The sequence below is a fragment of the Mucilaginibacter sp. P5_A6 genome (assembly GCF_056400585.1).
In genome coordinates, this window is sequence record NZ_JBFUKZ010000026.1 from 37,868 (window position 1) to 64,726 (window position 26,859).

Sequence of the window (26,859 nt, forward strand, 5' to 3'; positions counted from 1 at the left end):
GAGGACCTTTTTTAAAAACATTAACATGGAACTACGCGACATACAAAGGGTTTACCTGGTGGGTATCGGCGGCATCGGAATGAGCGGCCTGGCCCGCTATTTCCATCATTTAGGCTGTATTGTTTGCGGTTATGATAAAACGGCGACGGATTTAACCAACGATCTGCATAACGAAGGTATCCAGGTTGTGTTTGATGACAAGGCCGAATGGATCCCGATGAGTTTCCAGCAGCCTTGTAATGATACACTTATAATTTACACACCGGCTATCCCCAAGGATTCGGTCATACTGAACTATTTTAAAAATAAAGGATTCGAGCTGTTTAAGCGCTCACAGGTTTTGGGATTAATAAGTAAAAGTTCCTTTACTATTGCAGTTGCGGGTACACATGGCAAAACCACCACTTCAACCATGGTGGCACATTTGCTTAAAGCTTCGGGTAATGATTGCTCAGCGTTTTTGGGCGGCATCTCATCCAACTACCAAAGCAACGTGTTGTATGGTAAAAATAATGTAATGGTGGTTGAGGCAGATGAGTACGACCGCTCGTTTTTAACGCTGTTCCCGGATGTTGCCATTATCACATCGATGGATGCCGATCATTTGGATATTTATGGCGATCACGCGCACTTAACAGATTCATTTAAACTGTTTGCTTCGCAGATAAAGGTGGGTGGTACATTGGTGCACAAAAAAGGTTTGCCTTTAGATACCGGCTACACTTATGCTATTGATGATGTAACCGCCGATGCCCATGCAGCAAATATCCGCATAGAAGGCGGCGATTTTTATTTTGATTTTGTAAACGCCGATTTAAGCATTCCCGGTATTAAAATGGGTATTGCAGGTACGCATAATATCGAGAACGCTGTAGCTGCAATTGAGGCTGTTTTAAGGCTTGATATTCCGGCCGGTTCCATAAAAAGCGCGCTGGCATCTTTCAGGGGGGTTAAGCGCAGGTTTGAGTATATTGTGAAAACACCGGAACATATTTATATTGACGATTATGCCCATCATCCCGAAGAATTACGGGCCTGCATATCATCAGTAAAAAAATTATATCCCAATAAAAAGCTGACTGCTATTTTTCAACCACACCTGTATACCCGCACCCGCGATTTTGCCGATGGCTTTGCCGAAGTGCTGGATATGGTTGATGAGCTTATATTGCTGGATATATACCCGGCCCGGGAGTTGCCTATTGAAGGGGTAACATCTGATATGCTGTTGAACAAAATGCAGCTGGCAAATAAGCGCAAGCTAAGCAAGCAGGAAGCATTGGATGCTGTAGAAAATGAAAAACCCGAACTGCTGTTAACAGTAGGCGCAGGGGATATTGATACGTTGGTTCACCCTTTAAATGAGATACTTCAACATGGATAGAAAACTCATCTGGAAGCGCCTTTTAACAGGATCTGCCTGGGTAATATGCCTGGGGGGGCTTGTGGTGCTTATGAGTTTTATTGAAGCCAAAAAAGCTTCGGTAGTATGCACTGCTGTAAAGGTAAATATTCCGGGTAGCCAGTATTTTATAGATAAGCAGGAAGTTGACCAGATTTTGCAAACAAGCAGCCATACACTAATAGGCCGAAAGCTGGAGAACATAAATATTCAGGAACTGGAAAATAAATTAAGGGCAAATCCATTTATCGAGTTTGCCAAAGTTTATACCGAGATGGATGGTATATTAAGAGTTGAGGTAAGCCAGCGCCAACCCATATTGCGGGTGATGAACCACTATGATATGGACTTCTATATAGATCAGCATGGTTTAAAAATTCCGCTTTCATCAAACTTTACTGCAAGGGTACTGGTAGCTAATGGATATATTGAGGAGTTGTTTACCAACCATGTCGACTCGTTACATACACACCTGGCAAAGGATCTGTATAAAACAGCCGATTTTATTCGCAAGGATTCGTTATGGGATGCACAGATAGCACAGATCTATGTAAATTCCGATCGCGAGATTGAGTTGATCCCACGGGTGGGCAGCCAAAGGATCCTGATAGGTAATGCCGATTCATTAAATGTAAAGCTCAAAAACCTGGTGGCATTTTACAAGCAGGTGCTGCCACAGGTAGGGTGGGACAAATACAGCAAAATAAATATTAAGTATACCAACCAGGTAATTGGTATAAAAAACGAAATGACAAAAGCAGATTCGGCAAAAGCAAAAGCGCTTAAGCTGGATTCGCTAAGAATGAAAAAAGAGACTTCTCAAATTAAATTGTAACATGGACAAAAGCTCAACACAAGAAAAAAGTTCACCAATTGTAGTAGGATTGGATATCGGGACTACTAAAATATGCGTCATCGTTGGTCGCAGGAGCAAGAACGGAAAGATTGAGGTATTAGGAATTGGTAAAGCTGAATCTGCGGGCGTAACCCGCGGAATGGTATCAAACATAGACAAGACTGTACAGGGTATTACCCAGGCGGTTGAAATTGCAGGCGCGCAATCAAATGTTGATATAAAGGTAGTGTTTGTGGGTATAGCAGGTCAGCACATTAAAAGCTTGCAGCACCGTGGTTTAATAACCCGCCGTGATCTGCAATCAGAGATCAGCCGCAAGGATATTGATAAACTGATAGAGGATATGTACAACCTGGTAATGCCTCCGGGCGAAGACATTATCCATGTATTGCCACAGGAATTTACCGTGGATAATGAGCCGGGCATTAAAGATCCTATTGGTATGGCAGGTGTTAGGCTTGAGGCCAACTTCCATATTATATCGGGCCAGGTTACGGCCATTAAAAATATTGTTAAATGTGTTAACAAGGCCAACCTGGATAGCCAGGACCTGATACTGGAGCCACTGGCATCTTCTGAATCTGTGTTGAGCGAAGAGGAAAAAGAAGCAGGTGTGGTATTGGTTGATATTGGTGGCGGTACTACAGATGTGGCTATTTTTCATGAAGGCATTATCCGCCATACCGCGGTGATTCCTTTTGGTGGTAACAGCGTTACCGAGGATATACGCGAAGGCTGTTCGGTAATGCGCAATATTGCCGAGCAATTGAAAGTAAGGTTCGGATCTGCGTTAGCCGACGAGAATAAAGAGAACGAAATAGTTTGTGTACCTGGTTTACGCGGCCGCGAACCAAAGGAGATCAGCGTTAAAAACCTGGCCTACGTTATCCAGGCCCGTATGGAAGAGATTGTTGAGCATGTGTATTACGAGATTAAATCATCTGGCTACGAGAAAAAATTGATTGCCGGCATTGTAATAACAGGGGGTGGCGCACAGCTGAAACACTTACGCCAGCTGGTGGAGTTTGTTACCGGTTTGGATTGCCGTGTTGGATACCCAACCGAGCACCTGGCCAAAAATGAAGTGTTGCCTAAAAACATATACGAGGAGCTGCAAAGCCCAACATTTGCAACAGGTATAGGCCTGCTGATAAAAGGAATACAGAAAACAGAGTATATGAATGTGGATATTCCTGCAGAAAAAGCGCTGAAGCCTAAGTTTGAAACTAAAGGAAAAGAAGGCGGCTTGTTTGACAGGTTATTGAAAAAAAGTATCACATTTATTAAAGATGATATAAACGACGAGGACTTTTTGAAATAATTATACACAATAGTTAAGTTTTTCCACATTTAGACATTTGTGGAAAACTCTTGTTGAAAAAGTCCTATTATTACGATGGTAAAATCTAAATATTGGTTGAATCACATATAGCTGAAAACGAAGATTATGCAGTTTGAGATGTTAAAAGAAAAATCGTCAATCATCAAGGTAATTGGTGTTGGCGGTGGCGGTGGTAACGCGGTGAACCATATGTACCGGCAGGGAATTACCGGTGTTGACTTTATTATTTGCAACACCGATGCCCAGGCATTGGAGCTTAGCCCAATACCAAACAAGGTGCAATTAGGTGCCAGCCTTACAGAAGGAATGGGAGCCGGTTCGATACCCGAAGTTGGAAAAAATTCAGCTATTGAAAATATCGACGATATTAAGCAGATGTTGGGTGTTAATACCAAAATGCTGTTCATTACGGCTGGTATGGGTGGTGGTACCGGTACCGGTGCAAGCCCTATTATAGCTAAAGCGGCCCGCGAAATGGATATATTAACCGTCGGTATTATAACCACACCATTCTCTTTTGAAGGTAAACGCCGTAAAATGCAGGCCGATGCCGGGATGGAAGAGTTAAGGAAATATGTTGATTCGTTCCTGGTGATATCAAACGACAGGCTGCGCCAGATATTTGGTAACCTAACCATGAGCTCGGCTTTTGGCCAGGCCGACGACATATTAACCACAGCCGCTAAAGGTATTGCCGAGATTATAACCTTACCAGGCTATATCAACGTTGACTTTAAGGATGTGCGCACCGTAATGAAAGACAGCGGTGTGTGTATAATGGGCAGCTGCACAGCAGAAGGTGAAGGCCGCGCGCTGAAAGCGGTTGAAGGCGCTTTATCATCCCCTTTATTGAAAGATAATGAGATTGAAGGCGCACGTTATATCCTGCTTAATATCAGCTCGGGTCTTAAAGAGGTTACCATGGATGAGGTAAGCATCATTACCGATTATATACAGGAAGAAGCTGGTTTGGCTGCCGACCTGATATGGGGTAATTGCGTTGACGAAAACCTGGAAGATAAACTATCGGTAACCATTATAGCAACCGGTTTCCAAACTAAGGATGAGCGTGAAAAAGAACACAGCAACAAAAAGATAGTATCGATGCTGGTTCCGGAGAATGCGCCTTTGGTAAAACCTGTTAATGAGTTTATAAATCCGGTTAAAGCCAATGCTACTGCCGAGCCTTATATTAAACATCATAAAGAAGAGCCAAAGCAAACCGGTTTGTTTGACATATTTGCCCGCCCGGAAGAAAAACAGGAATCTGTAGTGAAGTATAATCTTGCCGAAGATGGTCACGAGGATGAAGAAAGCGAAGCGGATACGGCTGGTTTTACCTTCAAAATGGCCGAGCCTGAATCATATGCACCGGTAAAGGAAGAACGCAAACCAGAGCCTGTACCAGAGCCGGAGCCGACCCATGCCGCCGGCGCTGATGATCATAAAACAAATGAATCTATAGAGGAGCAGCTGAAAAAATCGCGCGAGCGGATTATGCGCTTAAAAGACCTGAGCATGAAACTGCGTACAGGCAACATCCAGGAGCTGGAAAATGTACCTGCTTATAAGCGCAAAGAAATAGCCCTGCAGGATACCCCGCAGTCTGACGAAAGCCAGATCTCCAGGTTTAGCCTGATGCCCGATAACGAAGGTAACACCGAGATCCGCAAGAACAACTCGTTTTTACACGATAACGCGGATTAGTATCAAGTAGTTAGTATCACGTATCAAGACAGATATGAAAGCCGTTATAAAGGTATAAACACACTTTATAGCGGCTTTTTTAGTTTTAACAATATCACCCATCCGGCAATGCAAAAATCTTGATACTTGATACTAACTACGTGATACTCCCGTAAAGGTTATAACCTATTCTAAAAAGTTATAGCTATTGGATTGAGCCGTATTTACGGCTATATTTGCAATTATTCACTAATTAAAGGTAAATTATTTTGGATTTATTTGATAAAATAACAAAAAGCTTAGGTGGGCCCCTGGGGCAGCACCAAAAATGGTCACATGGTTATTTTTCATTTCCTAAACTGGAAGGGGAAATTGGGCCGCACATGCAGTTCAATGGCAAGGAACATTTGGTTTGGAGCCTTAATAATTACCTGGGTTTAGCCAATCATCCCGAAGTAAGGGAAGCTGATGCTAAAGCCGCTGCCGACTATGGTATGGCCTACCCTATGGGTGCGCGTATGATGTCGGGTAACTCCATTCACCACGAAGAGTTGGAAAATAACCTGGCCGAATTTGTGGGTAAGCAAGCAGCGTTTTTACTTAACTACGGTTACCAGGGTATGGTATCCATTATAGATTCACTGGTTGACCGGAATGATGTAATTGTTTACGATGCCGAATCGCATGCGTGTATCATTGATGGCGTGCGCCTGCATATGGGTAAGCGTTTTGTTTACCAGCACAATGATATTGAAAGCTGCGAAAAGCAACTGGAACGCGCAACCAAATTAACCGAGCAAACCGGCGGCGGCATTCTGCTGATCACCGAAGGTGTTTTTGGTATGTCGGGAGCGCAGGGTAAGCTTAAAGAGGTGATTGAATTAAAAAAGAAATTCAATTTCCGCTTACTGGTTGATGATGCGCATGGTTTTGGTACCATGGGTAAAACCGGTGCCGGTACGCACGAGGAGCAGGATTGTATTGATGGGGTAGACGTATACTTTGCCACCTTTGCCAAATCAATGGCAGGCATTGGTGCTTTTGTTGCAGCCGATGAAGAAATAGTTCATTTTTTGCGGTATAACATGCGTTCGCAAACATTTGCCAAAGCGTTACCTATGCCGATGGTTTTAGGATTAAAAAAACGTTTTGAGCTACTAACCTCACAACCACAGCTACGCGAAAAACTGTGGAAGATCTCGTCGACCCTGCAAAACGGGTTGAAAGAACGTGGTTTTAACCTGGGTGTTACCAATACTATGGTTACTCCTGTATTTTTAGAGGGCGACCTTTACGAGGCCACAAGCTTAACCCGCGACCTGCGCGAGAATTACGGTATTTTTTGTTCAATAGTAATCTACCCGGTTATCCCTAAAGGATTAATATTGCTGCGCCTGATACCAACCGCCAGCCACACCTTAGCCGATGTACAGCGCACCCTTGATGCCTATACCGAAATGGGCGAAAAACTCAAAGCGGGATATTATAAGGAAAATAAGCTGGCGATAGCATAGTTTAGATGTGCAGATTTCAAATTTCAGATGTGCGGATTTGAAGTGTTTTTTTCTTAAATTATTTGATTTTTGCCGACCTGCTGTATATACGCAGATATTAATAAAGGGCCCCAATTTTTGAGGCCCTTTGTTATTGTATTCGTTTGATAGCTAATTGTAATTACTAACTTTTGAATCCAGTTAAAATCATCTGCACATCTGTAATTTGAAATCTGCACATTTGAAGCTCATTGCTTAAAAAACGATAAATACACCTGCTTTACAACATGGTAAGCAGCGAAGGAGAAAAACAAAATTGCTATGCTGGTATTAATCAACCGGGTGCTTAAGGCAAATTTACTTTGTATATACCGGGCAAACTCCGCATACAAAAACAAGCATAAAAAAGAACCCGCTGCAGAACCAACGCTAAATATCACTAAGGCTAATCTGCCGTCGAGGATCCATTCGTGGGTAATGAGGTATGTACCTGTCACCATCCAGAAAGGTATCTGCATAGGGTTTAAAAAACCAAGCACGATACCATATTTGATGCTGGCATGTTCAGAATAACTGGTTTGGGGTGGTTTATTCCGGTGGATCCAGGTAGTAGCGCCTAATACGCCAAAAAGTATAACCATTACCCAATCAATAACAACAGCCAGGTGCATTTGGCCCGAAAGCCACCTTGCGGCATGCATAATAAAATAGGTAAAGAAAAACTCTACACACGAAAAAGCGATGATAAAGCGCAATGCTTCTTTTACGCCGCGGTTTATAGTGATCTGTACAAGTGTAAGGTTGATGTTGCCGGGAGGTATGTAACCAATAAAGTTGGCTATTAGCCCGATGAAAAAGGTAAGAAATATCATTGCGGCAAAGATATGTTGTTAATTTGAAATTTGAAGATGTGATGATTTGAAAATGGGGCGCCTTTCTTTTTTAATTTTCAAATCTTCAAATCAATCTTCCGTACATTTGCACCACCATGCCAGCTGATAAAATAATTTCCTTACTACCATCTGCCACCGAAATAGTATGCGCCCTGGGGCTCCAGGATAACCTCGTGGGGCGTTCGCATGAGTGCGACTATCCCGAATCGATAAAACAATTGCCGGTTTGTACTGAGGCAAATTTTCCCGATGGTTTAAGCAGCGCGGATATTGATGTGAAAGTAAAGGAAATTATTGCCGATGCTTTATCGGTGTACACGGTAAAGCGTGAACAGATAAAGCAACTGGCCCCCGATGTAGTGATTACGCAGGATAGGTGCGAAGTTTGTGCCGTATCACTAACTGATGTAATGCTTGCTTTGGATAATTACCTGGAGAAAAAAGCCGGCATTATTTCCCTGCAGCCAAACAGCCTGGAAGATATTTTTAACGATATAGCCACCTTAGCCAGCGCTTTGAATGTGCCCCAGGCTGGTGCCAATCTGCTGGAGTTGTTAAACGAACGGGTGGATATCATCAAACACAAATTAAAATTTGCCGATAACAGACCAACCGTAGCCTGTATCGAATGGCTCGATCCGATGATGGTATCCGGTAATTGGGTGCCCGGCCTGGTAAGTATTGCCGGTGGTACACCTATCCTGGCCCGGGAGGGCGAGCACTCACCTTATGTAAGCTGGGACGATATTCGCGGGCAAAATCCCGAAATCATAGTTGTAATGCCCTGCGGTTTCTCTATAGAGCGTACTTTAAAAGAAATAGATATTTTAATGCAGCTGCCCGGCTTTGCTGATATGAAAGCTGTAAAAAATAACCAGTTATACATTGCCGATGGCAACCAATACTTTAACCGCCCCGGTCCGCGTATTGTTGATTCTATCGAGATCCTGGCCGAAATCATCCGTCCCAAACAATTTGCCTTTGGCTACGAGGGTGAAGGATGGATTAAGTTTGGCATGTAAGGTTTGCCGCCAATCGTACTTACCTAACTTAGCTTTCTAATCTCGTCGCTTTGTCATTCTCCCCTTCAGAGTTCCCGAATTTTATGCCCCGATGGCTGTAAACAAATCAATCTGATAATAAAATTTCAACTTATTAAAATTATTTAAAAAGTTACATATATTTACGTGTCCAATATTATCAAACACTAAAATTATATGCGTAAAATTTTTAACCTGGTGCTTCTCGGGGCATTTTTTATAGGTACCGCTTTTAAAACTGCCGATGCAATAAAATTTAATGCCGCTGATTTGCGCATTAGCTGGGAAGTAATGGACGATAACTACCAGGGTAAAAATGAAGCATTGACCGTGCTGGTGATCACCAACAGTGGTAAAGATGTATTGCCTGCCGGGGGATGGAAGTTTTACTTTAATTCGGGCCGTGGGTTTACCGAGAACGCGGTAAGTGGTAACGCTAAAATAAACCAGGTTAACGGCGACTTGTACAGCATTACCCCGACTACCGGGTTTAAAGAACTAAAAGCCGGCGAATCTGCACGTATTGAATATGTGAATGACGACCCCGTGGTAAACATTACTGATGCCCCCGAGGGTATTTACCTGGTGTGGGATGCACAGCCCGAAAAGGGTTACAGTATTGGCTCTTTTGATATAAAACCCTATAAGCCTACCTATGCAGGCTTAGTTACGCCCGAAATTGTTTACGACAGGAATAAAACCGTTACCGATATCCCGGCCGATCAGCTGCCTAAAATTTTGCCTACCCCTGCAAGTTACAAGGAAACAGGCGGAACCTTTACAATTGATGGAAAAACAGCAGTTATTACAGATAAGGAATTTGCAAAAGAAGCAAACTATACATCTGCAAATATTGGCGCATTAGTTGGTAAACCATTAACAATTGCCACAAATACACCGGGCCCGGCTATTTACCTGAAAAAGGTTGATGGTATTAGCATCGAAGGATATGAACTTAAAGTAACGCCCCAATCTGTTACTATTAATGCGTCAACTTCAGCGGGCGTTTTTTACGGAATACAATCCTTAAACACATTGATTCCACCAACTATTACTAAGGCTCAAAAAGGTATCAAAATTGCTTGTGTTGATGTAAAAGATGCCCCCCGCTTCCCGCATCGCGCGGTGATGCTTGATGTAGCCCGTAACTTTCAAACCCAAAAGCAGGTGATCAAACTGCTGGAGGCGATGAGCCTTTATAAACTGAATGTACTGCACCTGCATTTAACAGATGATGAAGGATGGAGAATAGAGATTCCATCGTTACCCGAACTTACTTCTGTAGGGTCAAAACGTGGGCATACTTTGGATAGCAAAAATCATTTGCCGGCATCGCATGGTTCGGGGCCGGATGTGGATAATCCTTATGGTACCGGCTTTTATACGAAGGCTGAGTATATCGAAATTTTAAAATACGCTACAGATCGCCATATTACCGTAATCCCCGAAATAGAAACTCCGGGTCATGCCCGTGCAGCTATCAAAGCTATGGATGCCCGTTATGACAGACTGATGGCCGGGGGTAAAAAAGACGAAGCCACTAAATATTTATTGCGCGACCTGGATGATAAATCCGAATACCGCTCTGTTCAGTATTGGAATGATAACGTGATTAATGTGTCGTTGCCGTCAACTTATACTTTTGTTGAAAGGGTTGTTGATGACCTTATCAGCATTTATAAAGAAGCCGGAGCACCATTGCCAACCATTCATTTTGGTGGAGATGAAGTGCCGCCGCATGTATGGGAAAAATCGCCTGCTTACATCGCCTTAAAGGCTACACATCCCGAAATACAAAGTACCGGTGATCTGTGGTATTATTTTTACGCACGCGTTAACCAGGTATTGAAAGCTAAAGGCATCCGCCTATCCGGCTGGGAAGAAATGGCCCTGCGCAAAACCAAGGTTGATGGTAACGATACCTATGTGCCCAACCCCGATTTTACCGGCGAGCATCTGCAGGCCGATGTATGGAACAATGTTTTGGGCGGTGGCCAGGAGGACCTGGCTTACAAGCTTGCAAACGGCGGCTACAAAGTAGTGCTCACCTGCGTTACCAACTTATATTTTGATATGGCCAACTATAAATCATTTGATGAGCCAGGCTATTATTGGGGTGCGTTTTTGGGGATTGATAAGTTTTATTCTTTTATTCCTTATGACTACTTTAAAAACGCCGATGTAGACAAAAATGGAGCACCCATAAACAGGGCCATATTTTTAGGCAAGCAACGCCTTACCGATTATGGTAAAAGCAATATTATTGGTTTGCAAGGCGCACTATGGGCCGAAACTGTGAAAGGCCCCGCGCGTATGGATTATATGATTTTTCCACGCCTGTTTGGCCTGGCCGAACGTGCCTGGGCACAGGACCCTGCCTGGGCTACCGAGAAGGATCCTATAAAAGCTCAGCAGGAATACCAGTTGGCATGGTCATCCTTTTTAAATGTATTGGGTAAAAGGGAAATGCCGCGTTTGAGCTATTATAACGGCGGTTATAACTACCGTGTACCAAAACCTGGTATCAGCCTGCAAGATGGTAAATATTCAAGTAATGTGGAATTTCCCGGTTTAACCATACGTTATACCACCAACGGCAAAGACCCGGATGCCGGCAGCAAAGTTTACACCGGACCGGTTGATTATAAAGGAGGAGAGATAAAGTTCCGTGCCTTTGACCCTAAAGGCAGGGGAGGAAATGTAGCTACCGGCGGTGAGGCTGCAGAAGGAAAGAAACAGGGATCGACCTTGTAAATAAAATGGGACTAAAAATATCCGTCATTGCGAGGCACGAAGCAATCCCCAACTATACAGAGCCGCTCTGTACTTAGGGGATTGCTTCGTGCCTCGCAATGACGTTTTAAGGAAGTTAGTTGACTAATGACTAAACCGTAGGATATCGTCTCCTTAAAAGAGCGTAAAACTTTTCGGCGGTTGAGGCTTTGCCATCCCAGTTGTTTTTGGCAACATAGTTGGTTTTTAAAAAGCGTTCGGCTTCTTCAAAGGAGTTAAAACGGTTCACTATTTCAATAGCTTCGCTATAGGCAAGGCTGTAGCCGTTAAAAAGATCTTTAATATAAAGCAGCTTATCATTCAGGTTAATGGCCGATTTAAGATCGGTAACAGGCAAGGCGTTTACCTGTGCCGACAAGCCATTTTCCCTCTCGGCTTTTTGTGCCGACATTTTTTGATTAAAGGTAAGTATCTGATCGCTTTCGGCTTTCGCAATTTCTGGTTTCGCAATCATCGGTTTAAATAGTTCTGACTGGGCTACTGGTTCTGTTTTTTCAACCATTGGTTCCTCTGTTGCCACTTGCACCTGCTGTTCAACTATTGTCGCAGGTTCGGCCACCTTTGCTTCCTCCTGGGGGATGCTTACTTCCGCTGTTACCAATTCGGCGCTAATGCTTTCGGGTTCTCGCTGTTCAAATGTATATGAATCAGCTGTGCTCTCTAACTCAGTATCAATTACAGGCTCAGGCTCATCCTTAACCGTTATAAGGTTGGCTATTTCGGGTTTTACAGGGTTATAAGGCGGTTGAACAGGTAACTCAGCTTCATTGCTTAGCTCAAGTTTAGCTTCAACAACAGGCTTCTGCTGTACAACAGGCTCAAAAAACCTGCGTTCGTGTATGGGTTCCTGTTTGGATATGGGAGTAGTTGCCGGTTGAGGTTTTTCAATAACAGGTTCAGGTTTTACAACAACTTCCTGTTTTTCGGCAGGCGGTGTATTGCGTTCATGAATTTTACGCAATATTTCGGCATGGTCTTTTAAAAAATGTGCGTTGGCTACAAAAAGCTCCAGTTCAAGTTCATTCAGGTCGCTACTGTCGGCTTTAAGGTAATCATATTGGTCATTAAGCTCTTGTAAAATGCCACCGATCTTTTTAAATACATCCATTTGCTTCATGGCTTCAATGTTAGAAAAATGCTTATCAAAAATAGGATAAAATTCTGATATTTGACGTTTTGTTATAAGTTACCTATCGTAAATGCAGGCAGGGAATTAGCATCGATTTTGCATTCGGGATATAGTGTTTAATAATTTGATTTTTAGAGTTTATTGATATAATGGTATACCACGAGGATGTTTTTAGGCGGAAGAGTGAATTTGGCGGCAGTATTGAACTGATTTGCGGATCGATGTTTTCGGGTAAAACCGAGGAACTGATCAGGAGGCTTAATCGCGCCCGTATTGCCAGGTTAAAGGTAGAGATCTTCAGCCCGAAAGCAGATACCCGCTATGGCGAAGGAGCGATTATTTCGCACAACGCCAGCAAATTTTCTTCAACCCCGGTGGATAGCGCTTCGGCTATATTGCTGCTGGCCAATGATGCCCATGTAATTGGTATTGATGAGGCCCAGTTTTTTGACGACCAACTGCCCGATGTTTGTACTATACTGGCCAATAGGGGTATCCGTGTTATTGTGGCAGGGCTTGATATGGATTTTAAAGGTCGTCCTTTTGGTCCTATGCCGGCGATAATGGCCATTGCCGAGTCTGTTACCAAATTACATGCCGTATGCGTTCAATGCGGTAATCCGGCTTTATACTCGTACCGCCTGGTGCCCGATGAAAGTAAAATATTATTGGGCGAAAAAGAAAGTTACGAACCCCGGTGCCGTGTTTGCTATAACAGCTAATTTTTAATTTCCGTAATTTTTTTCTTCATTAAATGAATCAGGTAAAACAAAAGGTGATCCCTTGTGTGTTATTCTTTTGAGCGGATATAGAAATTAGGTTATGAATTATAGGTAAATTTTATAATTTTTAATTAAATTGCTTATATTCGGTCCTAACTATGAGCACGCTATGGCGAAGAAAATTTTAGTGATCGAAGATGATAAGGATATTCGGGATACCATTGTGTATGTTCTGGAAGAAGAAGATTACGAAGTTATAGCTTCTGATAATGCCCGCATCCTGAAAAGACTGACCGAGATAGATCCCGACCTGATCCTGCTGGATAATTGGCTTACCGACTGGAAAAGTGATGCCAGCGGGCAACAACTGAGTAAAGAACTTAAAAGTAATCCCGCTACCAATGGTATTCCGGTGATTATTGTATCGGCAGTAAATAATATTGAAGAGATTACAAAAGAAGGTAATGCCGATGGATACCTGAAGAAGCCGTTCGATCTTACAGAACTGGTAAACGTTGTAAAAAAATATGTTAAATGATATAAATATCAATATAACTAAAAAATGGCCTCCCGCTATAATCAGGAGGCCATTTTATTTATAGCTTAACCCCAAAAACAATATTGAATGTTATTTGCATCGTTAAAGCTTTTGTTGGTATAGCTCAACTGCAGGGCGCTGCTTAGGTGCTAACATCCTGGGAATTTTATTTTGAGTATTTCTGTACTTAAATAAAAAATTCAGACTACTTTTATAGAACCAATTTTATAAACACATCATATATGATAATCAAAAATTTTTACTTTTTGCTGGTTGGCTTGCTGCTGATCAGTTTTACTGCATGCAAAAAAACATCTCCTTCTACTGGAGGTTCCGGGAACGTTCCCGGTGATACGGTGGTGAGCGGTGGAAAGGCATTGCCGGCGGGGGCTGTAGATGGAGTTACCTATATAAATTCCGGTAAATCAGTTATTTTTAATTTATATGCTCCATCAAAAACATCAGTAAGCGTAATTGGCGATTTTAACAATTGGGCGGCAAGTGCCAAATATGCCATGAACCATACCCCGGATGGCAAGCGCTGGTGGATACAGGTTGATAACCTGGATGCCAATACAGAATATGCTTACCAGTATTTAATTGACGGCAGCCTTAAAGTGGCCGATCCATATACCGAAAAGGTGCTCGACCCGGATAACGATAAATATTTAACCGCCGATACCTATCCGGGCTTAAAAGCTTATCCAACCGGGAAAACAACCGGCAATGTAAGCGTGCTGCAGGCCAACCAGCCAGCCTATAGTTGGAAAAATACAACCTTCGCCCGTCCCGAAAAAAAGAAACTTGTTATTTATGAACTCCTTGTGCGCGATTTTATCGATAAACACAATTACCAAACCTTAAAGGATACCCTAAACTACCTGGCAAACCTTGGTGTAAATGCCATTGAGCTGATGCCCATCAACGAGTTTGAAGGTAACCTTTCATGGGGATATAATCCATCGTTTTACTTTGCGCCCGATAAATACTACGGTACTAAGAATGCATTAAAGGCATTTATTGATGAGTGCCATTCACGAGGCATCGCGGTTATCCAGGATATGGTGCTTAATCATTCATTTGGGCAATCGCCAATGGTACAAATGTATTTCAATACAGCTGCCGGCAAACCTGCTGCCAATAACCCATGGTATAATGTTGATCCCACGCATCCTTATAACGTAGGGTACCAGTTTAACCATGAGAGTGCGCCCACCAAATATTTTGTAAAAAATGTAATAAAGTTCTGGATGCAGGAGTATAAAATAGATGGCTTCCGTTTCGACCTTTCCAAAGGCTTTACACAGGTTAATTACGGCACCAGCGATGCCGCTGTTGGTGCCTGGGGGCAGTATGATGCCAGCCGGGTGGCTATCTGGAAAGAGTACAATAACTACATTAAAAGCATCGACAATAATAACTTTTATGTGATACTGGAGCACTTTGCCGCCAACCAGGAAGAGAAGGAGCTGGCTGGGGAAGGGATGATGTTGTGGAACAATTTAAATTATAATGCCAATGAAGCCACTATGGGCTGGTTAACTAATTCAAATTTCCAGGGAATATTTTATGATCAGCATACATTTACCCTGCCTTACCAGCTGGTAGGCTATTTTGAAAGCCACGACGAGGAGCGCCTGATGTTTAAAAATGAAGCCTACGGCAACGCAGCCGGCAGTTATAGTGTAAAAGAAATACCAACCGGCTTAAAGCGCGAAGAAATGGCTGCCGCATTCCTGTTATCAGTACCTGGCCCTAAAATGATATGGCAGTTTGGCGAGCTTGGCTATGATAAAACTATTGACCTTAACGGCCGCACGGGTAATAAACCTATACTGTGGAATTACAATGCTGATCCGTTGCGGAGGCATTTGTACAGCATATATTCACAATTGATAAACCTGCGGAAAAAGAACGCGGTGTTTGCAACTACAGATTATGTTTACAATCTTTCGGGTGCTGTTAAAACAATTCAGCTAAAGGATGCCGGTGCCAATGTTGAAGTGGTGGGTAATTTTGATGTAGCATCGCAAACAGTAAATATCACCTTCCCGGCTACAGGTACTTATACCGATGCTTTAACCGGTGCAAGTATAAATGTTGCCTCGCCAAGCTATTCAATAACGCTTGCACCTGGCGAATATCATGTGTACAGCAGCACTGCTTTGGCTCATTAACCGAGGGTAACATGCTAATAATAAAGGCTTCGGGCGTATTCCGGAGCCTTTATTATTGACGGGCTTTTTAATAAAATAACTTAATCGCCTTATTTATAATAGATTGTTGGTTTATTAACCGTACATTTGCTTAATTAAATAAAAATATAATGCAAGGAACAGTAAAATTTTTCAATGAAAGCAAAGGTTTCGGATTTATTACACCTACAAATGGTGGTGCCGAAGTTTTTGTACACGCCTCAGGCCTTATCGACACAATCCGTGAAAACGACAGTGTTACCTACGATGTAGAACAAGGTAAAAAAGGCTTAAATGCGGTAAATGTAAAAGTAGGTTAAAACTAACTATTATATAAAGAATCGTACAAGCATCTGCTCCACAATGGGCAGATGCTTTTTTTTGTGGGTATATTTTTTTGAATGCTTATAATTATGTCATTGTGAGCGCAGCGCGGCAACCGCGAACGATGCGAGTCCGCTTAGTAAGTAGAAAATGGGCAATACTAAGGGCGTTGCCTGCGGCCGGGCCATCCATTCATACGCGCACAAGGCATTAGGCGCGAGGCCGGTATCCATTATTGTCCCTAACGCAAATTTGTCCGAACCGGAATCTCAAAATTAAAGAATTCAGAATTTTTAATTGATTTATGGTAATGAATAGTTACAAAATGTCAGGGAAGGCAAGTAGTTAGATTGTCTAATTTTAGATAACGCTGATATTGCCAAATTATATTGTCTAACTGAGATGCAGTAATTTTGCGGCTCAATTTTTTACTTATTTCCAAAGCGGTATCAAATAATAATTTCTGTGCTTCATCTTGATTTACTTCTTTGCCTGTAGCGTTTTTAAGAAACCGGAGAATCATCCGATCAGGTTTTATTAAATCTTCATTACCTGTTAGCATGTAAAAATACTTTAACGAAATCCCACTTGATTGCCCGGTAATATTTTTAATTGAAGTTTCGAAACTTTTCCGATCAGCTATCTCATTTACATCTTTGAGCAACTCAACGTTATAATTTTTTAGCACTTTCAAGAATTGCAAAACAGCATCAACTTTTAGAATACCATTTTTTGATGATGTACGTTGTTTATTAAATATGGTATTTGTCAGATCTTCAGCAGTTTTATTTTCTATTCTTTCTAAGAAATCAGAAGTGCTAAACTCTTCCCGTTGACTTAATATTGTTTTATTTTCCAAGAATGTAGGGATATGAAAAGTTGATGAGACTCTCTTAATCACATTTCTAACTCCTTCATATCTAACCCCGATTGAAAATATTGAATCAATTACACACAAAGGTAAACAGGAGTAATTTTCTTCATTAGTTGTTTGATCGAAAGATAATTTCTGTAAACAATAGTCGGTAAGTTCGGAAGAAATACTAATCATAAAATTGTAGATCAATGGTAAAGAAACTGGTTTTATTAGATGGATATTCTTTAAAAATAGGTATAATAATATTTATCCAACACAAAAAAAAACGCGGATGATTTTTACCATTCGCGTTTCAAATATATGTTTGGATGTAGTTACATCCAGCTAATCTCTTAGTTCAAGTATGACTGTAAAAGATTTGATTTTGAGTTGTGACGTAAACGCATCAACGCTTTATCTTTTAACTGGCGTACACGTTCGCGGGTAAGGTTAAATTTCTCGCCAATTTCTTCTAAAGAATGGGCGGCATAACCACCTAAACCAAAAAACAGGATAATAACCTCGCGGTCACGTTCGGCAAGGATGCCTAATGAGCGTTTAATTTCCTGCGATAATGAATCCATCATCAGTTCGGTATCAGTTGCTGCATCAGTGCTTTGCAAAACGTCAAGCAAAGTATTTTCTTCACCTTGTATAAATGGCGCGTCCATTGATACCTGGCGACCGGCATTGCTTAATGAATCAGCAATTTTGTCAACAGATATTTCCAGGTCTTCGGCCAGTTCTTCCGGCGTTGGTTGTCTTTCAAATTCCTGCTCTAATTTAGATGCAGCTTTGTGTATTTTACTCAATGAACCTATCTGGTTCAAAGGTAAACGTACAATACGTGATTGTTCGGCAACGGCAGATAATATGGATTGACGGATCCACCATACTGCATATGAAATAAATTTAAAGCCTTTTGTTTCATCAAAACGTTTTGCCGCTTTAATTAAGCCTAAGTTTCCTTCGTTTATCAGGTCGCCTAATGTAAGGCCCTGGTTTTGGTATTGCTTTGCTACCGATACCACAAAACGCAGGTTGGTTTTTGTCAACCTTTCTAATGCAGCCTGGTCGCCCTCACGAATCTTCTGCGCCAGGATCACTTCTTCCTGCGCGGTTATTAAATCTACTTTACCTATCTCGTGAAGGTATTTTTCAAGCGATTGAGATTCACGATTGGTAATGGATTGGGATATTTTGAGTTGTCTCATTTTTTTGAATAGATTTTTTTTCAGCTAATTATAAGTCCAATAAGATTTTACACGGTTGGTTAACCTGCAGTATAAAAATATCATGAATTAAACGGTGCTCCTATGAATTTTTCTAAACCCGGAATATTTACAAAACGAGGGTTGGCTTTTGACATTATAGCATTAGGATGCGCGGTATCTAAAATATTGAAATAAAGTGCAGCGACCGGTAAAAGTGTAATCAAATGTGATATCTCTTAAATGGATTCACAAAGATACGCATTCAATTGCTATTATTATGTCAAAAATGCAAGTATTTGGTACTTAAAATGAGGCATATAAAGGCATTTATTGTAACTATTCTGTTCCTTTTTCGTCGGGTGCATTCTCGTCCCTATCTTTTTTGTCTTTATCATCTTTTTTATCTCTGTTTTTGTTCCATTTTATTTTTATTTTTCCATCGTCGCCATCAGCGGCCAGTATATGCAATACTATACCCTTCATGCGTTTTTTATTGCGTTTGGTTACATCAACAATAGCACTATCGTTTTTTGGGTTGCGCAAAGGGATATCCATAGCAATGCTGGTTCCCTTTGATAATGAGTAAACCCCCGCAACATCCATATTAATAGCGCTTGAATTGATTTGCATAGGGCTTATGTTGATCTTATCTCCATCAATATCAAACTTCATATCCATGTTGGCAAACCTGATGTTTTTAAGATCGCGGAAAGGGAACGCGAACTTCCCTACGCTGGTAATGGGGCTAAAGTTAAGCAGCGCCCCTTTTTTAAGGTTAACGGTAACCACTCCTTTCAATGATCTGGGAACTATATCTCCCCGGCTGTTTATCCCGCCGGTTAGGTGTGCCTGGGCCGATAGAAAACCCGTTAGGTTTTTCGACGTAAAATTTTTCATGCCAAAATTATTGAACGAGTAAAAGAAATTACTGGTGTTTACATTGTCAATCTTAGTATTGATGGTGAAGTTATTTACATTACCTTTTTGTACCAGGTTGCCATTTAATTTTAATGAACCTCCGGCGTTTTTCACGCTTACATTATTAACCCTGATGATGTTATCGGCCATTAAAAAATTGGCAGTGGCATCTGTAGCTAAAAAGTTTTTGTAATATACTTTATCAACCCTCAGGTGAATCTCGGCCGTCCCTTTTTCAAAAGCAGTACTCAGGGCGCTGTTGACATTGGTTCTTTTGCCAGGCGATTTAATTTGCACGGCGGGTTGGCGGCGATTTAAAAATCCCAAAAACTCTGCCAGGTTTAATTGCGGACTACGAACCTGCCAGGTAAGCAGAATTTTTTCGGGAGCGGTATAATACAGGTTAAGAAAATTGTTTACCCTGCCTTCCATAAACACGATACTGTTACCGGTTTGTAAGCGAATGTTGTTGAGTAACAGGTCGTCTCCCGAAAATTTTATGGTGATAGCCGTGTTTTTAAAATTAAGGTTACGCGGCACATAGCTTACATTGGCATTTTTAATGTTGATGGTGCCGGCCAGTTTTGGCTTGCTGAACTGGTAATCAACAAGGTTGGCTTTATAGGCCAGTTTCACGTCGGCATAACCCTTGGTAAATTTCAGGTCATCATCGCCAACAGCATGGTTAAGCTGCGATATATCAAAATGCGATTTGAATATGCCGGTAGCTACCGGGGTGTTTAAATTATTGATAAAGGCCGTATCAATAATGAATGGTATTTTTTGATAAGTACCATTAAAATGGTACAATTTTATAACTGAGTTGTCGTCATTAAGGCCCTTGCCGTTGATATAATTATTGGAGAACACCCCATTAAAGCTGCAGTCTTCAACTTTCAGGCCGGGCATGGTCACCACATTATCTTTTACTTTGGCAGTAACAAAAATAGATGGGTCGCCTCCGGCCCTAAAAAAGCCGGCAATATCACAGGTAACCGCGATGGGGTTGTCGATATTGAACTTGCTAAGGCTTTTTGTAATGTTGGGTGCTAACAGGCGGGCTGCGTTTGTCCACAGGATTTTATCATTAACAATATTCAATACAAATGCTACATTGGGTTTGGCCAGGTTAAATTTGCCTCCAATGGTAAACGCATCGTAGCCAATGTTTAAAACATTGGGGGCTACCGTAATAAGTTTAGCTGGTTCATTATAAGTAATATCAAATGTACCATCAAGCAGTTTATCTTTCATAAAGCTGCCCTTTTTGGTGTTGAACGAAAAGTTTTTAGCCAGCGTTTTCAGCCTTATATCGGCGTGCCAGCCGGTTGGTGGGTACCGCATCTGACCGTTTAAATCCATCACTTCAAACCTGAACAGCTTAAAAGCTTTGCGGTCATCAACTACAAAATTAACCTTGCTAAGGTGAAAGCGTTTTATTTGGGTTGATGAACTGCTGGTATCTTTGAGAGCATTTTTATCTTTTGGTTTGCCTTTAAAAACAGCTGTATTACTATAACCTGTGCTATCGGTAAACAGGTCGATATTTGCCTGGCCGATGTCTATCTTATTTATCTCCACGTTCCCTTTCAATAATGCCGTTGCATTTACAGACACATCAACGTTTTTTGCATCCAATAAAGTATGATGATGTGCAGGCCATTGCCGATCTTTAATAACCACGTCCTTAAGATTTACAGAAACACCCGGAAAGCCTTTAAAAAATGTTGGATCAAGCTTGCCGATGGTGAGTGTACCGTCCAGGTTTTTGTTCAGTTCGGTGGTGATCATTTTGAGCACCTTTTCCTTGTTGAAAATAATGTACATAAAAATGCCTGCAAAGGCAATTATTACAATGCCTGTTAAAGCTCCTAATATTTTTAATGTTGTTTTTGTCCACTTGGGCATTTGTACCTTTATTATCTTATAATAAGGTTTGATGTGTTTAATTGTTTGATTTATACAGATATAAACACTGAAAAGCCGACCATTGGAATACCCTTACAGAAGAGCAGTGCAATAGTATGTACAAAAATCAGCGAGGTAGTTTGCGGCTTAAACGGGTAGGCGATGTTAAGGATATTGCTTTAGGGTTTTTATATCTCATGAAACTGCAATGCGGTGCAGGCCAGAGCCTGGTTATTGATGGCGGTAGGGTGTTGGGGTAATTTCAATCGCAAAACAAATTAGAAAAAAAATATTTTTTTGTATTGGGTTGATCGTTAATATGTTAATGATAACTTAGATGAATAAATTTTGTTTCTTTAATAAAATAAGAACTATATTTAATGAATCAATTTATACCTGATTAGTAAGGTTCTTTACGCTTTTAAAAATACGATTTTTTATTAATACTGCCTTAAATCAGTTTTAAGGTGATCTGAATTTTTATTTAGTATAAGTTTGGCTATTCCCTATAAAATAGCCTCCGGGAAGCCCAAAACGGAATTTAGAGTAAGCAACCTAATCCTAAATCTTAACACAATGACCCCAGCAGTTAAACCAACTAAATTACGTCCCTGTACCCATTTTATTTCAGGCAGATCGTTATCCGTAATTCTTACTGTTTTTTGTTTGCAGTTTTTATCAATAATTGCTTTAGCCCAAACACCACCGCTAAATCCAGCCAAACCGGTTGTAGCCGAACCACCCAAACCCGTAGTTTTAAAAGATTCCATCATTAGTATAAAAAATCTGCGGACTCAAAAAGATTCTGCAAAAATAAATGAGGTAATTGCTATTAGGGTTTACACCTTAAAGCCGATTGACTCATTGGGTAACTTGTATGTTAATGGCATGCCAATGCCTGTTTTAAAATTCAGTAAATCTGATAATAATGAAAAGATGCTTTATTTTCAATTATCGCCCAACATGCAGGATTCGCTTTTGAGATTTTTAAAAAGCAGCCCTTTTGAAAAGGCGATAGTTCCCGTTTATTTTAGTGTTGGCAGCTTAACAAAGATAATAGCAAAAGCAAACGCACCCATATATGTAGAGGTAAGACAAAAGCTTAATAAATGGTGGATGTTTGCAGCTGCTTTTATATTAGCAGTAATATTTCTGGTAGCGTTATTTCAAAATATTTTAAAGGATGATCAGAACCTTTACTATAGCCTGGGCCGCACACAATTATTTTATTGGACAGTGCTTGTAATTACAGCGTACCTGTATATATGCTTTAAAACCGATGTTTTACCCGATCTGCCGCTTTCTATACTGGCAATTTTAGGCATAAGTGTATCTACAACAGCTGTTTCAAAAATAATTGAGAACAAGGATAAAGGCAATGTTGTAATTGATAAAAATGCTAAAAGCGAGGGCTGGTTCATGGATATTTTATCTGATGGCAGCAGTATAAACATTCAGCGTCTTCAAAACGTGGCTTTTAATGTTTTTTTTGGAATGCTGTTTTTGCAAAAGGCATTATCAAACCATTTAATGCCCGATTTTGATAGTAATGTACTGATACTGCTTGGCATAAGCTCTGGTGCATATGCCGGCTTAAAAACAACCGAGGCGCAGAAAGAGCAAAAAGACGCACCCGTGCCTACAAATGATGATGGAGGTGGTGGTAAGGTTGTTTCAGAAAGCGCCTCTTCAAACAAGACTGAACCAGCTAAGCAAAAAACTACCGACACAAAAAATACAGACACCAAGGAGGCCGCTAAAGGTGGCGGTGAAGCTGCATCTGACGAGGATGCTTCATAAATACTTAACAGCTACCAGCAATTAACAAATTAAACCTATATCGATATGAATTACCCAAACAGAGTTATTAAAAAAGGCGAAAGCGACACAGATGTTGTAATAGCAATTCAAAGTAAACTGAACGAAAAAAACTGCGGTCCATTGGATGTTGATGGCGACTTTGGCAATAACACAGTCAGCGCTGTAAAATTATTTCAAACCCGGCATACCGACAATATGGGCGCCTCGCTTGTGGCAGATGGCCAGATAGGTGCCATGACCTGGTCTGCATTATTTGGAGCAGAAACTATTGCTGCTGCTAATGACAACCAGGCTCCATCACCTTTGCTTGCGGATGCCCTTTTAGTTGCTATCTCGCAAATTAATGTAGTAGAACAGCCGCTGGGCAGTAACCGGGGACCCGAAGTTGACGTATATTTACGCACAACAGGATTAGACCCGGAAGGGCAGCATTACAGCTGGTGCGCGGCTTTTGTTTACTGGAGTTTTAACGAAACTGCGAAAAAATTGGGAATCCCTAATCCTGTAGTTAAAACCGCCGGGGTATTAGACCATTGGGCCCGGGCAAAGTGTACAAAGATTACAAAAGCTGATGCCATTAATGACCCATCTAAGATAAAACCGGGCAGTATTTTTATTATTGACCATGGAGGTAATCTTGGGCATACCGGCATTGTTGAAAGTGTAAACGGTGGAAATTTAACAACTATTGAAGGTAATACCAATACCGGGCAAAGCCGCGAAGGTTATGGAGTTTTCAGGTTAACCAGGAGAAAAATATCCGATATTACCAAAGGCTTTTTAAATTATTAAACATCAGTATATGGCAGTAAAACATGTTGATTTAGAAACAGTGAGCTACACGCCGCGAACAAATGATAACGATATTATTGTTGAGGTACAAATAGGAGATGCGGCTGACGAAGATGGATCTTACTCGGTTTTCCTGGGCCCCCGCTTTATTGGCGCTAATGCGCCGGCCAACATAGGTAAAAAGGCAGATGTTAGCGGTAAAACAACTGTAGTATCTGTAACCATTGTTGATACATTAACGGAAACCAACTGGACAAGCATGACAGTTTTCGTACATGAAGGAGATGGATTGGTAACCTATGGCCCTTATAGCGAACAGGTAGATAGTGACCTGGATACGATAGTTTATACGCTCAAAATTACAAATTCATGAAACGTTGGATTTACGTAGTTGTATTGATAATAATTATGGCGCCGCAGTTGCTGTTTGCACAGGATGAAGCTAAGTTAACAGTACCGGCAAGTCCTGCTTTTAGCATCCTTAATTTTGAGCCATCTGCGGTTATGCGGCCTACAACTGCCAAATCCCTGTCATCAGATATTCTTAATGCCTTTGATAAGGATGGCAAACTGTTGATGAACCTGGGGCTTGAAGTAGCGCCGTATTGGTTAGCGAGTCATCCTAAATTAAGCCGGCAAAATTATCTTAACCCTAATTTGGGTCAAACAATTTTACGAAGCTTAAGCCTGTCGGCCGCCACTGTAAAAGATTCTGCCTCGGGGAATAACAAGCTTGGGGCTGGGCTCCGCTTTAAATTGTATAATGGCGAGCCGGCCGGTGACCTGGGCAAATTGAGTGCACAACTGAAAACCAAAACCACAGTTATTGCTATTATTAGCGGAATCCGGGCTTCGGTTGGTGCCGGCGCAATTGATACCAGGCAAAAAGCCATAGCCAGTATTGATAATATGCTTACCACAGCCGGAATTGATCCTAAAATAGTGACCGAAACAAAGAATGATGCGATAAGGCTCCAGGATGATTATACAGATGACCCTGCGGGTATTAAATCATTTTTAGATGACGTTGTAAACGCACGCGCCGAAGCTTATAAGGGGCTTGCAAAAAAAATATCCGATATGCTTTATCAGCGTAAAGGTTTTATTGTGGAAATGGCGGCGGCAAGCGGCTTCAATACCTCAAAAAATAACAGCCTCGAAAAAATTGGCTTTTGGACTAATGTTTCATACACGCTATCGCCCGATGACTATATTACTTTTACCACAAGGTACATGTTCAAAAACAGGGATACCCTTACCACCAACTTTGACGCGGGCTTTGGCTTCCTGAAAAAAGCCGCCGATTTTAATATTTCGGCAGAGGCTATGCTGCGGCATCAATCGGCAGAAATTCCCGATATTAATAGCAACAATCAACCCATCACACGCATCGAAAAAAACTTTACTTATCGGCTTGCTGTACAAGGCTCTTTTAAGGTGAGCCAGGGGATAAGCTTAAACCTAAGCTTTGGCCGGGATTTCGATTCGCCATTTATTAACAGGTCGGGCTTTTTCTCCATATTGGGTCTAAATTATAGCATTTTTAGTAAAGAGATTCCAGGCCTGAAATAGAAAACAGGACCTGGAATCATGAGGTGGTGCCTGTTTCCTTGCGTACTATGGGCGCCACTTTGGTGCCATAGATCTCAATCGCTTTCAGGATTTTTTTGTGCGGGGTATGGCCGGTTACCAGTTGTGCCACAAAGCGGGTATTGCCAAACAACTCATATTGCTGCATAATTTTATCTACAGCCATTTGTACATCGCCTACAACCAGGGGCCCATCCTTGCGCAGGTATTCAAACGAATCCCTGGTCATGGGCGACCAGCCGCGTTCCCGGCCCACGCGGGTCATCAGGGCTGCGTATGAGGGGTAAAACTCATCAGCAGCCTGTTCGGCGCCTTCGGCTACGTAAAACTGCGAGGATATGGCTAACTGCAGTTTACTTACATCGTGCCCGGCCTTTGCTGCCGATTCGCGGTAAGCTTCTACAAACGGAACAAAATGTTTAGGAGCGCTACCTAATATGGCAATAATCATGGGCAGGTTTAACCTGCCGGCACGCAGGGCCGAGGCGCGGGTACCGCCAACACCAATCCAAACCGGGATGGCTTCCTGCAATGGGCGCGGATATACACCCTGGTTAACCACCGGTGCACGGAATTTACCCTGCCAGTTCACTATCTCCTGCTTGTTGATCTGCAGGAACATTTCCAGCTTTTCGGTAAAAAGAGCATCGTAATCATCAAGGTCGAAACCAAAAAGGGGGAACGATTCGATAAAGGAACCACGACCGGCTATCATTTCGGCCCGGCCACCAGAGATCAGATCCACAGTGGCGAAATTTTGAAAAGTACGCACCGGATCGGCCGAGCTTAACACAGTTACCGAGCTGGACAACCGGATATTTTTGGTGATGGAAGCCGCCGCGGCCATAAATACCTCGGGAGCCGAAATCACAAAATCGGGCCGGTGATGCTCGCCAAAGGCAAAAACATCCAGGCCAACCTCATCGGCCAGTTTAACCTCGGCCAATAATTCCTGTACCCGCAGATGAGCGTTAACGGCTTTACCGGCAGTGCCGTCGGGATGTACCTCGCCAAATGTGCTTATTCCTAATTCCATAAAGTAAAAATAAGAAGTTTAAACATTTATTTTGGATGGGCGAGGCGAAATTTACAGGGAGGTGAAGGAGGCCGTCCTTTCTTAAGTGTAATGGTCGGGTGTTATCACCGTAGGTCTTAGGAAGATTATAAAAAGGCTGGCCTCGTGCGATTCCCTCCCAACGGGAGGGTGCAGGGAGGGGTTTCTACATTAGGCTTTTACGCTTGATTGGCAGCGGTCCTATCGTTCGCAAAACCCCTTCCTCCTCCTTCCCCAAGGAAGGAATCGCACATCCTCCGCTTTTTATAATCTTCCCAACATCTATAGTGTTG

22 protein-coding genes are annotated in these 26,859 nt (G+C 41.9%); 16 read left to right on the forward strand and 6 right to left on the reverse strand.

Going from position 1 to position 26,859, the window contains the following annotated elements:
- Positions 1 to 25 precede the first annotated feature (25 nt).
- The 5 genes from murC (at position 26) to AC1DO4_RS23070 (ending at position 6,800) form a co-directional block, all read left to right on the forward strand.
- Positions 26 to 1,384 (forward strand): UDP-N-acetylmuramate--L-alanine ligase, encoded by a 1,359-nt coding sequence (gene murC, locus AC1DO4_RS23050; RefSeq protein WP_477419918.1) that lies wholly within the window; start codon positions 26 to 28, stop codon positions 1,382 to 1,384.
- Entirely contained in the window at positions 1,377 to 2,237 is an 861-nt protein-coding gene (locus AC1DO4_RS23055) for a cell division protein FtsQ/DivIB (protein ID WP_477419919.1), read from the forward strand. Before murC ends, AC1DO4_RS23055 begins: the two co-directional genes overlap by 8 nt.
- 1 nt (position 2,238) lies before the next feature.
- Positions 2,239 to 3,579, forward strand: a complete 1,341-nt coding sequence (gene ftsA / locus AC1DO4_RS23060) for a cell division protein FtsA (RefSeq protein ID WP_477419920.1) — start codon at positions 2,239 to 2,241, stop codon at positions 3,577 to 3,579.
- Positions 3,580 to 3,705: 126 nt separating this feature from the next.
- Positions 3,706 to 5,307, forward strand: coding sequence for a cell division protein FtsZ (gene ftsZ / locus AC1DO4_RS23065; RefSeq protein ID WP_477419921.1), 1,602 nt, complete (start codon positions 3,706 to 3,708; stop codon positions 5,305 to 5,307).
- A 248-nt stretch (positions 5,308 to 5,555) separates the two neighbouring features.
- Positions 5,556 to 6,800 (forward strand): aminotransferase class I/II-fold pyridoxal phosphate-dependent enzyme, encoded by a 1,245-nt coding sequence (locus AC1DO4_RS23070; protein WP_477419922.1) that lies wholly within the window; start codon positions 5,556 to 5,558, stop codon positions 6,798 to 6,800.
- Between the two features lie 227 nt (positions 6,801 to 7,027).
- On the opposite strand, the gene AC1DO4_RS23075 is transcribed toward AC1DO4_RS23070, so the two are convergent.
- A complete protein-coding gene (locus tag AC1DO4_RS23075) occupies positions 7,028 to 7,651 on the reverse strand; it encodes a LysE family transporter (RefSeq protein ID WP_477419923.1) in 624 nt (207 codons plus the stop codon).
- Between the two features lie 116 nt (positions 7,652 to 7,767).
- Here AC1DO4_RS23075 and AC1DO4_RS23080 point away from each other — a divergent pair, with 116 nt between their 5' ends.
- Together AC1DO4_RS23080 and AC1DO4_RS23085 are read left to right on the forward strand one after the other, a co-directional pair.
- Positions 7,768 to 8,694 (forward strand): cobalamin-binding protein, encoded by a 927-nt coding sequence (locus tag AC1DO4_RS23080; RefSeq protein ID WP_477419924.1) that lies wholly within the window; start codon positions 7,768 to 7,770, stop codon positions 8,692 to 8,694.
- Between the two features lie 195 nt (positions 8,695 to 8,889).
- On the forward strand, positions 8,890 to 11,466 hold the full coding sequence (locus AC1DO4_RS23085) for a family 20 glycosylhydrolase (protein WP_477419925.1): 2,577 nt from the start codon (positions 8,890 to 8,892) through the stop codon (positions 11,464 to 11,466).
- Between the two features lie 130 nt (positions 11,467 to 11,596).
- Here AC1DO4_RS23085 and AC1DO4_RS23090 read toward each other — a convergent pair whose 3' ends face one another.
- Positions 11,597 to 12,622 (reverse strand): hypothetical protein, encoded by a 1,026-nt coding sequence (locus AC1DO4_RS23090; protein WP_477419926.1) that lies wholly within the window; start codon positions 12,620 to 12,622, stop codon positions 11,597 to 11,599.
- Between the two features lie 161 nt (positions 12,623 to 12,783).
- Between AC1DO4_RS23090 and AC1DO4_RS23095 the strand changes: the two genes are divergently transcribed.
- From AC1DO4_RS23095 to AC1DO4_RS23110, 4 genes are all read left to right on the forward strand, one after another.
- On the forward strand, positions 12,784 to 13,356 hold the full coding sequence (locus AC1DO4_RS23095) for a thymidine kinase (protein ID WP_477405144.1): 573 nt from the start codon (positions 12,784 to 12,786) through the stop codon (positions 13,354 to 13,356).
- 169 nt (positions 13,357 to 13,525) lie between these two features.
- Positions 13,526 to 13,894 (forward strand): response regulator, encoded by a 369-nt coding sequence (locus AC1DO4_RS23100; protein WP_477405146.1) that lies wholly within the window; start codon positions 13,526 to 13,528, stop codon positions 13,892 to 13,894.
- 242 nt (positions 13,895 to 14,136) lie between these two features.
- Complete coding sequence (locus AC1DO4_RS23105) at positions 14,137 to 16,071, forward strand: alpha-amylase family glycosyl hydrolase (RefSeq protein WP_477419927.1); 1,935 nt, start codon at positions 14,137 to 14,139, stop codon at positions 16,069 to 16,071.
- A 146-nt stretch (positions 16,072 to 16,217) separates the two neighbouring features.
- The gene (locus AC1DO4_RS23110; RefSeq protein WP_091145844.1) at positions 16,218 to 16,409 is read left to right on the forward strand and encodes a cold-shock protein; all 192 of its coding nucleotides are present in this window, start codon (positions 16,218 to 16,220) and stop codon (positions 16,407 to 16,409) included.
- 332 nt (positions 16,410 to 16,741) lie between these two features.
- On the opposite strand, the gene AC1DO4_RS23115 is transcribed toward AC1DO4_RS23110, so the two are convergent.
- The 3 genes from AC1DO4_RS23115 to AC1DO4_RS23125 form a co-directional block, all read right to left on the reverse strand.
- Positions 16,742 to 17,464: a hypothetical protein gene (locus AC1DO4_RS23115; RefSeq protein WP_477419928.1), complete on the reverse strand. Its 723-nt coding sequence runs from the start codon at positions 17,462 to 17,464 to the stop codon at positions 16,742 to 16,744.
- 158 nt (positions 17,465 to 17,622) lie between these two features.
- Entirely contained in the window at positions 17,623 to 18,483 is an 861-nt protein-coding gene (locus AC1DO4_RS23120; protein ID WP_477419929.1) for a sigma-70 family RNA polymerase sigma factor, read from the reverse strand.
- A 336-nt stretch (positions 18,484 to 18,819) separates the two neighbouring features.
- Positions 18,820 to 21,309 carry an AsmA family protein gene (locus AC1DO4_RS23125; RefSeq protein ID WP_477419930.1) on the reverse strand — a complete coding sequence of 830 codons (2,490 nt, stop codon included), beginning with the start codon at positions 21,307 to 21,309 and terminating at the stop codon, positions 18,820 to 18,822.
- Positions 21,310 to 21,425: 116 nt separating this feature from the next.
- Here AC1DO4_RS23125 and AC1DO4_RS23130 point away from each other — a divergent pair, with 116 nt between their 5' ends.
- The 5 genes from AC1DO4_RS23130 to AC1DO4_RS23150 all read left to right on the forward strand — a co-directional run bounded on the left by AC1DO4_RS23130 (position 21,426) and on the right by AC1DO4_RS23150 (position 25,494).
- The gene (locus tag AC1DO4_RS23130) at positions 21,426 to 21,569 is read left to right on the forward strand and encodes a hypothetical protein (protein WP_477419931.1); all 144 of its coding nucleotides are present in this window, start codon (positions 21,426 to 21,428) and stop codon (positions 21,567 to 21,569) included.
- A 316-nt stretch (positions 21,570 to 21,885) separates the two neighbouring features.
- Positions 21,886 to 23,109, forward strand: a complete 1,224-nt coding sequence (locus tag AC1DO4_RS23135) for an Asp23/Gls24 family envelope stress response protein (protein ID WP_477419932.1) — start codon at positions 21,886 to 21,888, stop codon at positions 23,107 to 23,109.
- Positions 23,110 to 23,154: 45 nt separating this feature from the next.
- The gene (locus AC1DO4_RS23140) at positions 23,155 to 23,922 is read left to right on the forward strand and encodes a CHAP domain-containing protein (RefSeq protein WP_477419933.1); all 768 of its coding nucleotides are present in this window, start codon (positions 23,155 to 23,157) and stop codon (positions 23,920 to 23,922) included.
- A gap of 10 nt (positions 23,923 to 23,932) precedes the next feature.
- On the forward strand, positions 23,933 to 24,295 hold the full coding sequence (locus AC1DO4_RS23145) for a hypothetical protein (protein ID WP_477419934.1): 363 nt from the start codon (positions 23,933 to 23,935) through the stop codon (positions 24,293 to 24,295).
- Positions 24,292 to 25,494, forward strand: a complete 1,203-nt coding sequence (locus AC1DO4_RS23150) for a hypothetical protein (protein WP_477419935.1) — start codon at positions 24,292 to 24,294, stop codon at positions 25,492 to 25,494. The genes AC1DO4_RS23145 and AC1DO4_RS23150 overlap by 4 nt, the downstream gene beginning before the upstream one ends.
- Positions 25,495 to 25,510: 16 nt before the next feature.
- Here the strand turns inward: AC1DO4_RS23150 and AC1DO4_RS23155 are convergent, their stop codons facing one another.
- Positions 25,511 to 26,548 carry an LLM class flavin-dependent oxidoreductase gene (locus AC1DO4_RS23155; protein ID WP_477419936.1) on the reverse strand — a complete coding sequence of 346 codons (1,038 nt, stop codon included), beginning with the start codon at positions 26,546 to 26,548 and terminating at the stop codon, positions 25,511 to 25,513.
- Positions 26,549 to 26,859: the final 311 nt, after the last annotated feature.

What these genes read in the sequence shown, in the direction of transcription:
- AC1DO4_RS23115 (WP_477419928.1), bottom strand. Translation starts at nt 17,464, where the DNA reads ATGATTAGTATTTCTTCCGAACTTACCGACTATTGTTTACAGAAATTA.
- AC1DO4_RS23100 (WP_477405146.1), top strand. Translation starts at nt 13,526, where the DNA reads ATGGCGAAGAAAATTTTAGTGATCGAAGATGATAAGGATATTCGGGAT.
- AC1DO4_RS23140 (WP_477419933.1), top strand. Translation starts at nt 23,155, where the DNA reads ATGAATTACCCAAACAGAGTTATTAAAAAAGGCGAAAGCGACACAGAT.
- AC1DO4_RS23080 (WP_477419924.1), top strand. Translation starts at nt 7,768, where the DNA reads ATGCCAGCTGATAAAATAATTTCCTTACTACCATCTGCCACCGAAATA.
- ftsZ (WP_477419921.1), top strand. Translation starts at nt 3,706, where the DNA reads ATGCAGTTTGAGATGTTAAAAGAAAAATCGTCAATCATCAAGGTAATT.
- AC1DO4_RS23130 (WP_477419931.1), top strand. Translation starts at nt 21,426, where the DNA reads ATGTACAAAAATCAGCGAGGTAGTTTGCGGCTTAAACGGGTAGGCGAT.
- AC1DO4_RS23155 (WP_477419936.1), bottom strand. Translation starts at nt 26,548, where the DNA reads ATGGAATTAGGAATAAGCACATTTGGCGAGGTACATCCCGACGGCACT.
- AC1DO4_RS23145 (WP_477419934.1), top strand. Translation starts at nt 23,933, where the DNA reads ATGGCAGTAAAACATGTTGATTTAGAAACAGTGAGCTACACGCCGCGA.
- AC1DO4_RS23150 (WP_477419935.1), top strand. Translation starts at nt 24,292, where the DNA reads ATGAAACGTTGGATTTACGTAGTTGTATTGATAATAATTATGGCGCCG.
- AC1DO4_RS23075 (WP_477419923.1), bottom strand. Translation starts at nt 7,651, where the DNA reads ATGATATTTCTTACCTTTTTCATCGGGCTAATAGCCAACTTTATTGGT.
- ftsA (WP_477419920.1), top strand. Translation starts at nt 2,239, where the DNA reads ATGGACAAAAGCTCAACACAAGAAAAAAGTTCACCAATTGTAGTAGGA.
- AC1DO4_RS23105 (WP_477419927.1), top strand. Translation starts at nt 14,137, where the DNA reads ATGATAATCAAAAATTTTTACTTTTTGCTGGTTGGCTTGCTGCTGATC.
- AC1DO4_RS23135 (WP_477419932.1), top strand. Translation starts at nt 21,886, where the DNA reads ATGACCCCAGCAGTTAAACCAACTAAATTACGTCCCTGTACCCATTTT.
- AC1DO4_RS23090 (WP_477419926.1), bottom strand. Translation starts at nt 12,622, where the DNA reads ATGAAGCAAATGGATGTATTTAAAAAGATCGGTGGCATTTTACAAGAG.
- AC1DO4_RS23120 (WP_477419929.1), bottom strand. Translation starts at nt 18,483, where the DNA reads ATGAGACAACTCAAAATATCCCAATCCATTACCAATCGTGAATCTCAA.
- AC1DO4_RS23085 (WP_477419925.1), top strand. Translation starts at nt 8,890, where the DNA reads ATGCGTAAAATTTTTAACCTGGTGCTTCTCGGGGCATTTTTTATAGGT.
- AC1DO4_RS23125 (WP_477419930.1), bottom strand. Translation starts at nt 21,309, where the DNA reads ATGCCCAAGTGGACAAAAACAACATTAAAAATATTAGGAGCTTTAACA.
- AC1DO4_RS23055 (WP_477419919.1), top strand. Translation starts at nt 1,377, where the DNA reads ATGGATAGAAAACTCATCTGGAAGCGCCTTTTAACAGGATCTGCCTGG.
- murC (WP_477419918.1), top strand. Translation starts at nt 26, where the DNA reads ATGGAACTACGCGACATACAAAGGGTTTACCTGGTGGGTATCGGCGGC.
- AC1DO4_RS23095 (WP_477405144.1), top strand. Translation starts at nt 12,784, where the DNA reads ATGGTATACCACGAGGATGTTTTTAGGCGGAAGAGTGAATTTGGCGGC.